We start from the raw sequence: 15,394 nt of genomic DNA on the forward strand, positions 1-15,394 counted from the left end.
TATAAAAAAGCTTTTCATGTGATCTGTGTCGAGTTTTTGAATAAATTAGTATGAAATATAATGTTTATTGTTGGATAACCTTTATTTTTGCAGCATGTTACAGATAATAAAGAATCTTGAAAGTAAAAGAGTTGTGATCTCGGCACTACCACTTATCCTTTTGGTGGTTTTATTGTATTCATGTGCTAGCATGGGACGACCTGATGGCGGCCCCTTAGATGAGACTCCACCTCGTTTCATTGGGAGTTCTCCGGGGCAATCTGCTTTGAACGTTTCGAAAAAGAAAATTATTTTAGAGTTTGATGAGTTCATTAAATTGGAAAAACCTTCCGAGAAAGTTGTTATATCTCCCCCTCAGATTCAACAGCCTGAGATTAAGGTTAATGGGAAAAAGGTGCAGATTGAACTTTTAGATACGTTAAAGTTAAATTCAACTTATACTGTCGACTTTTCTGATGCAATTGTTGATAACAATGAGAATAATCCTTTAGGAAACTTTGCTTTCACTTTCTCGACCGGAAGCCGCATTGATACGATGCAGGTTTCGGGTACTGTACTTGAGGCTTCAACCTTGGAACCAATTAAGGGTATTCTAGTGGGACTACATCAAAATCTAGCTGATTCTACTTTTACGACATTACCTTTTGAACGGGTTGCTCGTACAGATAGTCGAGGACGTTTTACGATTCGCGGCATTGCCCCCGGTAAATATCACATTTATGCTTTAATGGATGCAGACCAGAACTTTGCTTATACACAAAAAAGTGAGATCTTGGCTTTTAATGACGAGCTTGTCGTGCCTACCATTGAAGAGCGGACACGTATGGATACGGCTTGGGTTGATTCGTTGACTTATGATACAGTTATAGAAAAGAAATATACGCATTATCTTCCTGACGATTTAATTCTTCGTGCATTTAAAGAACCTTCTTATTCACAATATTTAATTAAAAGTGAACGGTTGATTCCGCAAAAAATATCTCTTTATTTTGCAGCACCTGCTGATAGCCTGCCTTTATTGAGAGGGTTGAATTTTGAGGATAAAGACGCCTTTATAGTTGAGCATGGGGTGCACAATGATACCCTTCATTATTGGATAAAGGATTCTTTGGTGTATCAGCAAGATACCTTAAGTATGAGTGTGTCTTATTTGTATACAGATACATTAGGGCAACTGGTTCCACGACTAGACACCCTTAACTTGGTATCTAAGCAAAAGACATTATATAAGGAGGAGCCTAAAAAGAAGAAAAAGAAACGAGATGAAAAGGAAGCTATAGAGCAGCGCTTCTTGACTGTTAATGTGCATGCGCCGTCAACGATGAATGTGTATGATGAAGTTTCGCTAGATTTTGATGAACCGATTAAGGCTTATGATCGTTCTGCCGTTCACTTGTGCCAAAAGATAGATACGCTATGGAAAGAGGTTTCGTTCGATTTTGTCCAAGACTCTCTAAATCTGCGAAAATATCATTTGTATTATGATTGGGAACCCCAAGGTGAGTATAAATTTTCAGTCGATTCTCTAGGATTTGAAGGACTTTATGGCGTATTTGGTAACAAGATTGATCAGAAGTTTAAAGTACGTAGTGAAGATGAATATTTTACATTGCATTTTAATGTAACAGGTGCTTGTAATCAGGCTTTTATCGAGCTGTTGAACGCTCAAGATCAAGTTGTCCGTAGAAGGCGGGTTGTTGACGGGGTTGCTGATTTTTATTTTCTAGATCCTGGTAAATATGGGGCACGATTGATTGATGATCTTAATGGAAATGGCGTTTGGGATCCAGGTTCTTACCATGAATTGCGCCAACCGGAAAAGGTTTATTACTATCCTAATATATTGGAATATAAAGCACTTTGGGATGCCACTCAACAATGGGATGTTAAAGCAGTTTCTTTGGATAAACAAAAACCTGAACCACTAAAAAAACAAAAACCAGATGAAGATAAACAGAAGAAAAACAAGCAGAACCGCCGTCGTTAAAAAGGAGCGGAAAAAGAACGTTTGGGAGATTACTTTGCTCCTTTGTCTCTTGAATGCTTTCTTTCTATCTCCGCTGAATGCTCAGTGCGAATCTGAAAATGGCGCCTTTAAATCCGGTGAGCAAATTACCTACGATCTATTCTTCAATTGGAAGTTTGTATGGGCTAAGGCAGGGAGTGCGAGTATGACGACTTTTGACACGCTCTACAACCGGGAACCGGCATATCGAATTAATCTTTTGGCTATTGGGAGTAAGCGTGCTGACTTCTTTTTTAAGATGCGTGATACGTTAACTTGCTTGGTTAGTCATCAATTGGAACCTTTATATTTCCGTAAGGGAGCCGAAGAAGGGAAACGCTATAACGTTGATCAAGCTTGGTTTTCGTATAAGAATGGGACTTGCCATGTTCGGCAACGAAGAACCTACAAAGATGGAGAAACGGTAGAAAACCAATATTATGATAAGCGTTGTGTTTATGACATGTTAAGTATCTTGGCGCAAGCTCGATCTTATGATCCAGCCAGCTTTAGTAAAGGAGTCCGAATCACCTTTCCTATGACTACCGGAAAGAAAGTTGAAGAGCAGACTCTAATTTTTAGAGGTCGTGATCAGGTTAAGGCTGAGAACGATGTTACTTATAGATGTCTAGTCTTTTCATTAGTTGAATATAACAAAAAAGGGAAGGAAAAAGAAGTGATAACCTTTTATATTACTGATGATCAGAATCATTTACCAGTCCGGCTAGATATGTATTTAAACTTTGGATCGGCTAAAGCCTTTTTGAGAAATGTAACAGGTAACCGTCATCCCTTAACCTCTGTTGTCACTCGATAAAAACTTGATAGGTTTGTTTTTATAGCGAGTCGCTCACTTGACGAAGACTCTTTCTTTCTTTCTTCTAAGCTTATCGAAAAATAATAAAGAAAGCTATTGAATTGTTTTTGATGGACAAATGTACCAAATTCATCCTTTTCTTGGATGATTTGGGACAGTGTGTTTGTTTTTTATCCTCTATTTTTGCCCCAAGATAAAACTCAAAATTAAATAAAAAACATCCATCTATTATGAAAATGACTCTTAGCGTATTGGGGATCTCCCTTTTCATTCTATCTGGTTGTGGCATTCAAAAGAAAACAGATTCTGTTTTTATAAAAGACAACATCGAAAATGCTGCTGCCCAAAACACATTACAGACAGATCTTATTGAGAAATCAGGCAAAATATTAAATCCCAGAACGATAAGAAAAGATAGTACGATTGTTTATATCCCTGTTGACGATTGGTGCTCAGGATTCTATCCTGGTAGTATGTGGTTGACTTATAATCTGACTGGGGATCAAAAGTGGTTGCCTTTGGCTGAAAAATATACTGAGGCCCTGGACTCGGTAAAATATCTGAAATGGCATCACGATGTTGGCTTCATGATTGGTTGTAGCTATTTAAACGGTTATCGTTTAGCAGGTAAAAAAGAATATAAAGAGGTCATCGTTGAGGCGGCCAAATCGTTGTCAACTCGTTTCCGCCCAAATGCCGGAGTTATACAATCTTGGGATGCAAATAAAGGATGGCAGGCTGAAAGAGGATGGAAATGTCCGGTTATTATTGATAATATGATGAATTTGGAGTTACTATTTGAGGCAACAGCCTTATCGGGGGATTCTACTTTTTATCATATTGCGGTGAAACATGCTGATACAACGATGGCTAATCATTTTCGTGCTGATTTTAGCTCTTATCATGTTGTTGATTATGATCCGGAAACTGGAGCTGTCCGCGGAAGACAAACAGCTCAAGGATATGCTGACGAATCGGCATGGGCTCGTGGACAAGCTTGGGCCATTTATGGATATACGGTTTGCTACCGCTATACTAAAGATAAAAAGTATCTTGATTTGGCACAAGAGGTTTATAAGTATATCTTTACGAACAAAAATTTACCGGCTGATTTAGTTCCATATTGGGATTATAATGCTCCTAACATACCTAATGAACCTAGAGATGTTTCGGCAGCAGCTTGTACGGCATCTGCTCTTTATGAAATGGAGACCTATTTGCCGAATCATGATTATAAAGAGATGGCTGATAAAATAATGAATAGCTTAGGGTCTCCGGCTTATCGCGCAAAAGTTGGAACGAATGGTAATTTCATTTTGATGCATTCTGTGGGAAGTATTCCTCACAATGCTGAAATTGATGTACCGTTGAACTATGCTGATTATTATTTTCTTGAGGCATTGATGAGGAAACGAGATTTAGAAAATAAGCAATAAATAAATGGATAAGTTATAGGCTACAGGGTATACTAATGTGATCAGGCATACCTCGTGGCCTATATTTTTACATGGAAAGGACGAAATTATGAAAAAGAATGTTCATTTCTTATTGAGTGGCCTAACGATCTTAAGCACTCAGGGTTGTAAGACGCCTCAGAAAGTGGTGGAGACAAATTCATCACCTAACATCATTTATATTTTTCCTGATCAATTTAGAAATCAGGCACTCGAATTCTGGAATCAAGAGGGATTTCGTGATAAAGTAAACTTTGAAGCTGATCCGGTTCGGACCCCGAATCTAAATGCTTTTGCTCGTGAGTCGATGGTTTTAACGTCGGCTATGAGTAACTGCCCGTTGAGTAGCCCTCATCGTGGCATGTTGCTTTCCGGTATGTATCCTAATAAAAGTGGGGTTACGTTGAATTGTAACTCTTCACGTCCAATTAGTACATTGCGACATGATGCTGTTTGCGTAGGTGATGCCTTTAGTCAATCAGGTTACGATTGTGCTTATTTTGGGAAACTGCATACCGATTTCCCTACGCCTAATGACCCTGATCGTCCGGGACACTATGTTGAGGACAGAGTGCCGGCATGGGATGCTTATACGCCTCGCGAGCATCGTCACGGATTCAACTATTGGTATTCTTACGGAACATTTGATGAGCACAAAAACCCTCATTACTGGGATAATGATGGCAAGAAGCACGAACCCAAAGAGTGGTCGCCACTTCATGAAGCCAAGAGAGTGATCTCTTATTTGAAGAATGAAGGTGGAGTCCGTGATCCGAAGAAACCATTCTTTATTATGGTCGGTATGAACCCGCCTCATAGTCCCTATCGCTCATTAAATGATTGTGAAGAAGAAGATTTTAATCTTTATAAAGATCAGTCGTTAGATAAACTTCTTATTCGCCCTAATGCAGATGTGACGATGAACAAAGCAGAATCTGCCCGCTATTATTTTGCTTCGGTGACTGGGGTTGACCGTGCATTCGGACAAATCTTACATGCATTGAAAGAGATGGGATTAGATAAAAATACTATTGTTGTTTTTTCGTCCGATCATGGTGAAACCATGTGCAGTCAGCGAACGAATGACCCTAAGAACTCTCCTTATGCCGAGTCGATGAATGTCCCTTTCATCGTTCGTTTCCCCGAGAGAATAAAACCTAGAGTGGACGACTTAATGATTTCGACTCCTGACGTCATGCCTACATTGTTAGGACTATGTGGACTTGCTAAGGCGATCCCAAGCGAAGTTCAAGGTCGAAATTTTGCGCCATTATTCTTTGGACAGAAATCGTCTGTTACTCGTCCGGATGCTGCACTTTATATTCAAAATGTCGATGGAACCAAAGATGCTAATGGATTAGTGCGTTCTTATTTCCCTTCTTCTAGAGGAATAAAGACTTCTCGTTATACCCTAGCATTGTATATCAATAAAAAAACTCATCAACTGACAAAGAGCTTGTTATTTGATGACCTTAATGATCCTTATCAAATGAATAATCTTCCACTAGATAAGTATCCTGAAGTTGTCAGTGATCTATACCGTCGGATGGGAGAGTTGTTGAAGGAGATTGATGATCCTTGGTATAAGGAGAAGATTTTATCAGATCGTATCTCATATTAATTGATGATGCGGAAAACTCTATTTTTTATTTTAAGCTTGCTCTCAGCTTCGGTTTGGGGGCAAGTTGAGGGATTCGAGGGCTGCGTGCCTGAAACATTTATAAGTTTAGGTCAACAGCCTTTGAAGATTTCTTCTCTTTACTATAAAGAGGGGAAGACTAGTCTAGAGTGGAACTATTCAGCTGGTGAATCTGTTGCTGTGCAGATCAAGCCGTTGGATCTTAGCGATCCTAAACGTAGAAGTTCTGGATTTATGGCTTGGATTTATAACGAACAGCCTTGTCAAGATTCTGTACGGTTTGACTTTCTAAATAGAGAAGGTGAAGTGGGATGTTGGTTTACTTTCCGACTAAAGGCCAAGGGTTGGAGAGCGTGTTGGATTGCATTTGAACATATGCACTGGACCCAAAAGGATCCCAACATTACTTCGTATCGGATTGTAGCTCCTCAAAAAAGTGGGAGAATTTTCATTGATCGGTTAACGTTCCCTATGAAAAAGATGAATGATCGTACAACTCCCGATCAGCAAATGCCATATAATAATGCGTTATCCAATAGAAATTTGTGGCATTGGTGTCGGGTTTGGCAATGGGAACAGTACCAATCGGATTTACCTCTACTGAATCGGCTGACTGCAGCTCAAGGACGTGATTTAGATATGATTGGAGAGCGGCTGACTGCAATTCTGGACATAAAGAAGGCTCCTCAGCGAATGGTTGAAACAGCTTATCGCTTGTTTGGTCAAGCTCATATCCAACTTTCGGCAACCGGCAAGGGATATGTCGGAGCCCCATTGGTTACTCCCGATGAGTTGAATCGAAAAAAAGGAGAACTGACTTGGAGTGATATGGAGGCTATGCTTTCTGGTTTTGCATACGATGCTTATTATAATCAGAATAAGAGATCGGCGCAAAACTATTTTATAGTATTTAATTACGCTATTGATCAAGGCTTTGCTTACGGTAGCGGAATGGGTACCAATCACCATTACGGCTATCAAGTTCGCAAGATCTATGATACTGCTTGGTTGATGCGCAAAGAAATCTATAAACAGCCAAATTCTGCAGAGATTTTGTCGACTTTATTGTTTTGGTCAGCTTTACAAGAAACGCGTTTGCCTTGTGAAAAGGGACGTGATGAACTCTTGGATTCTTGGCATACACTTTTGATGCCTAAGTTTATATCGGCGATGCTAATACCTGATGTTTGCGAAAAGGAACGCGCTTTGCGTGGGTTATCTCGCTGGTTGTCGTCGTCGCTAGATTATACTCCGGGAACAATTGGCGGAATAAAAGTGGATGGAACGACCTTTCACCATGGCGGATTCTATCCGGGATACACAACGGGAGTTTTGGCTGGTATCGGGCAGTATGTTGCTTTGGTTGGCGGAACGCCTTACCAACTAGATTATGTTGCTCGGAAACACTTGAAGGAAGCGTTCATGGCTATGAGAACCTATTGTAATCTTTATGAATGGGGGATTGGTCTTAGTGGGCGGCATCCGTTTAATGGTAGAATGGGAGGAGAAGATATTGAGGCTTTCGCTCATTTGGCTTTAGCGGGTGACTTAAGTGGTGAAGGTGGATCGATTGATCAGGAACTTGCTGCCAATTATTTGCGCTTGTTGAATGGACGAAAGACAAAAAACGGATCTTTATTGGAAAAAGCCGGATTCTCGGCTGGATTATCACCCGAAGGGTTCTGGGTTTATAATTACGGCTCGGCGGGAATTTATCGTCGTCAAGATTGGATGGTTACCTTAAAAGGTTATACCACTAATGTCTGGGGGGCAGAGATCTATGCCAAAGACAATAGATATGGCCGTTATCAAAGTTATGGATCTGTCCAGATTATGGGTAAAGGAGATCCGGTCTCGCGTGAAGCGAGTGGGTTTACTCCGAATGGGTGGGACTGGAACCGCTTACCGGGGACTACGACTATTCATTTGCCCTTTGAACTTCTGGAGAGTACGTCTAAAGGGACCATGATGGCCCGATCCACAAGTAATTTCTCGGGTAGTAGTTCTTTGAACAAACGTTATGGTATGTTTGCCATGAAACTGACAGAACCCAATTATAAGAATTTTACATCTGATTTTGTGGCTCGTAAATCCGTTTTCTGTTTTGATAATCGTCTTATTTTTGTAGGCAGTGGGATTAGTAATACAAACAGAGATTATCCCACCGAGACGACTTTGTTCCAATGCAAAGATAACTCGTCAGCCTCATTCGAAGATCAAGCTTGGCTCATTGATGGATATGATAATTATTATCATGTGATTGACGGGCGACTGATGACTTCACTTGGTGAACAAGTGTCGAGAGATGAGAAAACTAGAAAATCGACTAAAGGTGTTTTTGCGTCTGCATGGATTGACCATGGAATTGCACCGAAAGACGCAACATACGAATATGTTGTTCTCGTTCAACCTTCCAAGTTGGAGTTAGAGGACGCCAAAAGAACGTTAGGTTACCAACTGTTGCAAAAGGATCATGCTGCCCATGTCGTTTACGATATAAAGAGTCGTATTATCGCGTATGCTGCATTCGATCATTATCGTTCGACGACTGCTGTGGGTGAGGTTATTGAAATCCCCGCTGAAACGTTAGTAATGGAGCGTAAGGATGATCGTGGAACCCTGCATCTGAGTGTTTGTGATCCTAATCTGAATATTGGCGATAAGGGATATACGACAAAAGAAGAGAGTCTTCCCATTGAGAAGATTATACGTTTAAAAGGTAGATGGAAATTAACTTCTGCTGTGAATGGTGTGGAAGTGAACGGTCAAAATGAAGAGACTTTAATCAAAGTGCGTTGTCAACATGGACAACCCGTTGAATTTATATTAGCAATAGGTAAATAAAAATTGGGTATTAGTTTTTTTAAGGTAACAATAAAGGCCGTTTCTGTGAAGAAGCGGCCTTTAACTCTTTATTGAGTTTCGCTGATTATTTGTTTAATCGCCATTCGAAACCATCTTTAGTATCTTTGATCTCGAAGCCAAGTGCAGTTAGAGTATCTCTAATCTCATCTGAAGTGGCCCAATCTTTATTGGCTTTGGCCTTCATGCGTTGTTGTAGCAACATATCGACAACTTTGCCATAAGCAGCTTCACGGCCGTCTGAAGATCCTTTATCTGCTTTAATTCCCATGATGTCGAATGCAAATAAATGGAACGTTTCTTTTAAATGTTCTAGATCGTCAGCGGAGATGGTTGCTTTTCCGGCACTAATGGTGTTAATGATACGTGCCGCCTCAAAGAGGTGAGCAATAACCATTGGTGTGTTGAGATCATCGCTCATCGCTTCATAACATTTCTCGCGAATGGCTTTGACGTCAATGTCTTCTGAAGTTGTAGCCGACGAAGAAAGTCTCTCTAAGGTGTCAACGGCCTCAAGGAGACGTTGTAGCCCTTTCTCCGCAGCTTGTAAAGCCTCGTTGCTGAAGTCCACTGTGCTGCGATAGTGTGCCTGAAGAATGAAGAAACGAATCGTCATTGGAGCATAAGCTTGATCTAACAGCTTGTGTGAACCGGTAAAGAACTCGTCGAGTGTGATGAAGTTACCGAGTGACTTACCCATCTTGGTCCCATTGACTGTGATCATGTTATTGTGCATCCAATAATTGACCATATCGTGCCCTTGTGAGGCAACCGATTGAGCGATCTCACATTCATGATGCGGAAAAACTAAGTCCATGCCACCACCGTGAATATCGAAATGCTCGCCAAGGTACTTACGTCCCATAGCTGTACACTCGGCATGCCACCCTGGGAATCCGTCGCCCCATGGTGAAGGCCAGCGCATGATATGTTCGGGTTGAGCTTTCTTCCATAAAGCAAAGTCGGCCGGATTACGTTTCTCATTTTGCCCGTCAAGGTCGCGGGTGGTATTAAGTACATCATCTAAGTTGCGTCCCGAAAGCTTTCCATAGTGATGATCCTTATTGTATTTTGCGACGTCGAAATAAACCGATCCTTCACTTTCGTAAGCATATCCGGCATCCAAGATTTTTTGAACCAATTCGATTTGTTCAATAATGTGGCCTGAAGCGTGTGGCTCAATGCTTGGTGGCAAGACGTTAAGAGCTTCCATGGCTTTGTGATAACGGTTCAAGAAGAATTGTACCACTTCCATTGGCTCGAGTTGTTCTAAACGCGCCTTTTTAGCGATCTTATCTTCGCCGTCATCGGCATCATGCTCAAGATGGCCCACATCTGTGATGTTTCTTACATAACGTACCTTATAGCCGAGGTGGGTAAGGTAACGAAACAGAAGATCGAAAGTTATAGATGGACGAGCATGTCCTAGGTGTGCGTCGCCATAGACTGTCGGACCGCAGACATACATGCCTACGTGTTGAGCATGCAACGGTACGAACAGTTCTTTTTTTCTATTTAGAGTGTTGTAGATGGTCAGTTGATGTTCCATAACGTTTTGATATTTATTCTATTTGAAACTACAAATTTAGCATAAATAATTGATTTGTAATGCATCATTTGAGGGATAAGTGTGTTCCTTTTTTTTTGGAACGTTTCTGGAGTTTTATAAAGTTGAATAAAGTGAATGCCAGCTAAGATTTATTTTTTTCACGGGGATATAACCTTAATTAGTCTAAAAACGCGAAATAGTGCATTCTAGATCTTTAAAAACAATAAGATGTACTATTTTATATCTTTTCTGAACATTTGTTTCTGTGGTTGTGTGCGATCACGGCTATCTTTGTTCGGTCGATCGGGGATCTTATTGTATAAGATATGAATTTAAACACGCAACAGATCGAACTAACAAAAACAAATTAATAAACCTTTGTAATTTTATTTCACTTATGGGAAAGCAAAATGTCATTTACAGGGCTTTGAGTGTATTATTTATAAGTACACTTTTTCTTCAGCAAGCTCTTGGACAAAATCTCACAGTAAAGGGAAGTGTGGTCGATTCGGCCGACGAACCAATTATCGGTGCTTCTGTTTTAGTTGTAGGCACAAGTAACGGAACAATTACTGATATTGATGGAAATTTCACATTAGTTAATGTGCCTTCTAATGGCAAACTTCAAGTTTCTTTTATCGGATATAAACCTCAAACGTTGGTGGTCAACGGACAAAATCACTTTAAAGTGAAGTTGGTTGAGGACACTCAGTCACTCGATGAAGTCGTTGTGGTAGGTTATGGCGTTATGCGTAAGTCGGACTTGACTGGTGCGGTAGCTTCCGTGAAAGGTGCGGATGCCATAAAGGGCACTCCTGCAGCAAACGTATCTGATGCCTTGCAAGGTCGACTAGCGGGTGTGTCGGTTGTTAGCGGAGGAGATCCCTCTAAATCTTCTTCTATCCGCATCCGTGGAATCAACTCGGTCTCTGCTGATTCCGACCCTTTGGTCGTTATTGATGGATTTATCGGAGGAAGTTTGAAGAATATCAATCCTAACGATATTCAATCGATTGAAGTCTTGAAAGATGCATCGGCTACAGCGGTTTATGGATCACGTGGTGCTAATGGTGTGATCTTGGTGACGACAAAGAGTGCTAAAGATGATAAGATTACGGTTGATGTCAATGCCTTTGTTAATGTTAAGACGGTGCTTGATAAACCGGAATTATTGTCTGCCGGTCAGTTTGCTGAGTTAGCCAACGATTATGCAAAAGAATTTTTTAAAGATCCTTCTAAATCTTATTATAGTCCTGAACAGATCGCTTCATTCAAGAGTGGTGAAAACGGATATAACTATATGGATCACATCTTTAATGAGCCGGCTATTTCACAGAACTACGATTTGTCTATTTCGGGCAAGAGCGGAAAGACGAATTTCTTAGCTTCGTTGCGTTATGAAAACACCGATGGTGTGATTAAAGAATCGAACTATAAGCAATATAACTGGCGTTTGAAATTAGATACCGAATTAAAGAAATGGGTCTCTGTAGGTTTAAACTTTTGGGGCGATTACAGTGAAAGTGCAGGTCCTCGTATGCATCAGTATAATGGTTTGCTCATGACGGCGATGAACTTTGCTCCGACAGTAGAACCTAAAGACGCTAATGGTAATTACAACAACCGTTTTGCGATTGATGGCGGACCGGCTTACAATCCAATGGGACATATCTGGGAATTGGATGAAACGGTAAAACGCTTGGATAACCGTTTACAAGGTTATGTTAACTTTAATATTGTTGACGGACTGACGTTCCGTTCTCAAGTTGGTATAAATTTCACCAACAACCTTTCGACAGCTGCTTATAACGAAAGAAGTTATAACTATTTCTCGAATTCACAAACAAGTGCTTTAGCTAACTCTGGGTGGACATTCGACTTTTTGAATACCAATACTCTAAACTATACGAAAGAATTCAATAAGAAACATCGTATTAATGCAACTGCGGTGTTCGAACAAAGTCATAAGAACTATTATCAGCATAAGGGAGTGGGACAGAATCTGACTTTCCCGGATTTGATTGCAATTAACGGGTTGGATTACTCTGAGATTGCTGAGGTTTCATCGAACTTGACCAAACATTCTCTCATGTCGTTCTTAGGACGAATCAATTATGTCTTTTTGAATCGCTACATGCTGACAGCTTCTCTTCGTGCCGATGGATCGGCTGCGTTATCGAAGAAATGGGATTATTTTCCATCGGTTGCTTTGGCTTGGGATGTGAAACAAGAACACTTCATGAAGTCGGTTGAGTGGATGGATCAGTTCAAGCTTCGTTTGGGTTACGGATCTGTAGGTAATCAATCGGTAGAGATGTATCGCATCTACTCTAAGATGGAAGCGGTAAAGAATGCCGATGGAACAACCTCTTATCGTGTGGGACGTCCTGCTTCACCTGCATTGCAATGGGAACGCAACGAACAATGGAATGCCGGAGCTGACTTTTCATTCTTGAACGGACGATTGACAGCAAGCATTGATTATTATGATAAATTGTCAAAGCGTATCTTGTTGAACGTTAAACAACCGATCCATACCGGATGGCCCGATTTGCTTCGTAATGCCGGTGAGATTAGAAACCGTGGATTTGAGGTGACTTTAGGAGCAACTCCTATTAGCTCTGAAAGTTTCAATTGGAGAACAGATGTGACTTTGACACACAATAAAGGAACTTTCGAACGTATTCCTACACTGACAAGAATGCAAACTCAAGGCGATGGTAAGTACGAGAGTGCCCTTTTCCGTATGATTGAAGGAGAAAAACTCGGTACGTTCTATGGCTATGTGTTTGATGGGGTTTGGAAAACCGCTGAGGTTTCGCAAGTGGCTGCTTTGAAAGAGAATCCCGAAGGCAAAACAAACGCAGAGGTTTACGGTGTGATCCCTGGTCAGGCTAAATACAAAGACTTGAATGGTGATGGTAAATATACAGAAGATGATATGAAGGTGATCGGTTGTGGACAACCGACTTTTAACTGGGGATGGAACAATACTTTTGCTTATGGTCAGTTTGACTTAGCTCTTTTCATTGTAGGTTACCATGGCTTCGATATCTATAATGCGACTCGCCAGTCACGCTTTGGTGTCCTTCCGGGAACAAATGTAGACAAGATCACCGCTAATCCGGAACTTCTTAATCGTTGGCGCCCAGATCATGAAGAGACCTCTATCCCGGGATTTGTCAATGCAACGAAGGATATTAGAGATGCTATCAGTTCACGTTTTGTAGAAGATGGAAGCTTCATTAAGATTAAAAATATAACGTTGGGTTACAATTTACCTTCGACTGTTTGTTCGAAAATGGGTATTAACCGTTTCCGTGTTTACGCTTCTATACAGAATCCATTCCATATCACATCCTATAGTGGCTTGGATCCGGAAGCTGCTCTCGGAACTCCTTTGACTCAAGGGGCCGATTGGGGCGCTTATCCTAACGGACGTAACTATTTGTTTGGTGTCAATTTCTCATTCTAATCTAATCTTAAACAATGCAATTTATGAAGAATTTAAATAAAATTATGGCCTTGACTGCCGGAAGTTTACTACTGTTTGCTTCTTGTGTAGAACTTGACCAAGACCCGCAATCGTTCCTGACCGAGGAAGAATATATTCAAATACCACAGAGCCTTGATGTGGTTTCGAAAGGGGTATCGGGTATCTATGGTGATATGTGGAATGGTAATTATGGATTTAGTTGTCGTATCTTACGCTATAACACGGCTGCCGGAGATGTTGTCCCTTTGGTGACTAAACCGAATAATGACATGCTTTATCTTTATAATATGATTCCAAGTACCAGTGGTAGTGTAAAAGATATTACAGCACTCTGGCAAAATTTCTGGGCAGTGATCAATAGCTCGAATAAAATGATTAACGGTACTCCCATTCCGGATGATGCTGTGGAAGGACCAAAATATAAGGCTGTGGTTGGTGAAGCACGATTCATGCGTGGGTTGGCTTACTTTTATTTGGTGCGTATGTTTGGTGAAGTTCCATTGGTGACTAACTCGGAACAGGCTGCTCTAGAAAATAACCCGAGAGTGAGTGTGGCACGTATCTATGATGAGGTGATTGTGCCCGATTTGATGATTGCTTGTCAGGATTTACCCAAAGTGAGTCGTACGGGTGATGCCGGTTCTCCTTCACAGTGGGCGGCTAAGACTTGTTTGGCGGATGTTAAATTGACCATGGCAGGATGGCCACTGAAGAGAAATACAGCAGCCGAAGCCGCCGATTTGGCTAAGGATGTGGTCGTTAATTCAGGCTTACAGTTGACTCCCGCATATGCCGACCTATGGAAAGAAGCGAAGAAGACTGACGCGAATGAGCACTTGTTTGCCATTATGAATAGTGTGGCTTATAAGATGCCAAGTCAGTATGGAAAGTCGTTCTACCCAAGCACTCATGCTCAGTACGCAGGTTGGGGAGACTATTTTGCTAATCCTCATTTCATGGATGCTTGTCCGAATGATGACCGTAAGGCTTGGAACTTTGAAACCGAATGGGATGAAAAGGTGAATGGTGTAAAGACTCATGTGACTTACCAACAAAGTGCGAATAAACTTCCTCTGATTTCAAAATTTAGAGATTATAATGAGGTGAATGCCAAAGGGGTGTTGAGCCAGCTGTCTAATGGATTGACGACGATCTATCGTTTGGCAGATGCTTATCTTATTTATGCTGAGGCTTCGGTGTTGGCCACTCATCAAGTTGATGCTTTGGCATCGAAATGCCTGCGCGATATCCAACAACGTGCTCATGTGGCGATTAACGAACAGACAACAACAACCGATCCTGCTTTGTTTGACAAGGCTGTGTTTAAAGAGCGTGGTATCGAGTTCTATGCTGAAGGCAAACGTTGGTTTGACTTTGTCCGTCGCGAGAAAGTGAGCGAGATCAAAGAATATCGTTTCGTTGATGAAGTCTCGAATATTACAGATCCATTTGTACAATCGGTATATAAAGCTCAAGGGCATTATTATCTACCACTCCCTGAAACGGAAGTGCAGATGTCCGGTTGGGAAAATAATAGCGGATATTAATCCGACTGATACGTTTTAGCAATAA

8 protein-coding genes are annotated in these 15,394 nt (G+C 41.0%); 7 read left to right on the forward strand and 1 reads right to left on the reverse strand.

Features of this window, described 5'->3' with window-relative positions:
* Positions 1-94 precede the first annotated feature (94 nt).
* The 5 genes from AC4PG5_RS10835 (at position 95) to AC4PG5_RS10855 (ending at position 8,759) form a co-directional block, all read left to right on the forward strand.
* Positions 95-1,987, forward strand: a complete 1,893-nt coding sequence (locus tag AC4PG5_RS10835) for an Ig-like domain-containing protein (protein WP_492028902.1) — start codon at positions 95-97, stop codon at positions 1,985-1,987.
* Positions 1,944-2,822 carry a DUF3108 domain-containing protein gene (locus AC4PG5_RS10840; RefSeq protein ID WP_492028903.1) on the forward strand — a complete coding sequence of 293 codons (879 nt, stop codon included), beginning with the start codon at positions 1,944-1,946 and terminating at the stop codon, positions 2,820-2,822. The genes AC4PG5_RS10835 and AC4PG5_RS10840 overlap by 44 nt, the downstream gene beginning before the upstream one ends.
* A gap of 230 nt (positions 2,823-3,052) precedes the next feature.
* On the forward strand, positions 3,053-4,258 hold the full coding sequence (locus AC4PG5_RS10845) for a glycoside hydrolase family 88 protein (protein ID WP_492028904.1): 1,206 nt from the start codon (positions 3,053-3,055) through the stop codon (positions 4,256-4,258).
* Between the two features lie 88 nt (positions 4,259-4,346).
* On the forward strand, positions 4,347-5,897 hold the full coding sequence (locus tag AC4PG5_RS10850; protein ID WP_492028905.1) for a sulfatase family protein: 1,551 nt from the start codon (positions 4,347-4,349) through the stop codon (positions 5,895-5,897).
* 6 nt (positions 5,898-5,903) lie between these two features.
* Entirely contained in the window at positions 5,904-8,759 is a 2,856-nt protein-coding gene (locus AC4PG5_RS10855) for a chondroitinase family polysaccharide lyase (protein WP_492030747.1), read from the forward strand.
* Positions 8,760-8,844: 85 nt separating this feature from the next.
* On the opposite strand, the gene cysS is transcribed toward AC4PG5_RS10855, so the two are convergent.
* Positions 8,845-10,326, reverse strand: coding sequence for a cysteine--tRNA ligase (cysS, locus tag AC4PG5_RS10860; RefSeq protein WP_492028906.1), 1,482 nt, complete (start codon positions 10,324-10,326; stop codon positions 8,845-8,847).
* 397 nt (positions 10,327-10,723) lie between these two features.
* Here cysS and AC4PG5_RS10865 point away from each other — a divergent pair, with 397 nt between their 5' ends.
* Both AC4PG5_RS10865 and AC4PG5_RS10870 read left to right on the forward strand, forming a co-directional pair.
* Entirely contained in the window at positions 10,724-13,801 is a 3,078-nt protein-coding gene (locus AC4PG5_RS10865; RefSeq protein WP_492028907.1) for a SusC/RagA family TonB-linked outer membrane protein, read from the forward strand.
* Between the two features lie 23 nt (positions 13,802-13,824).
* Entirely contained in the window at positions 13,825-15,369 is a 1,545-nt protein-coding gene (locus tag AC4PG5_RS10870) for a RagB/SusD family nutrient uptake outer membrane protein (protein WP_492028908.1), read from the forward strand.
* The last annotated feature ends 25 nt before the right edge of the window (positions 15,370-15,394 follow it).

The sequence above is a fragment of the Bacteroides sp. QWL-09 genome, assembly GCF_058683585.1.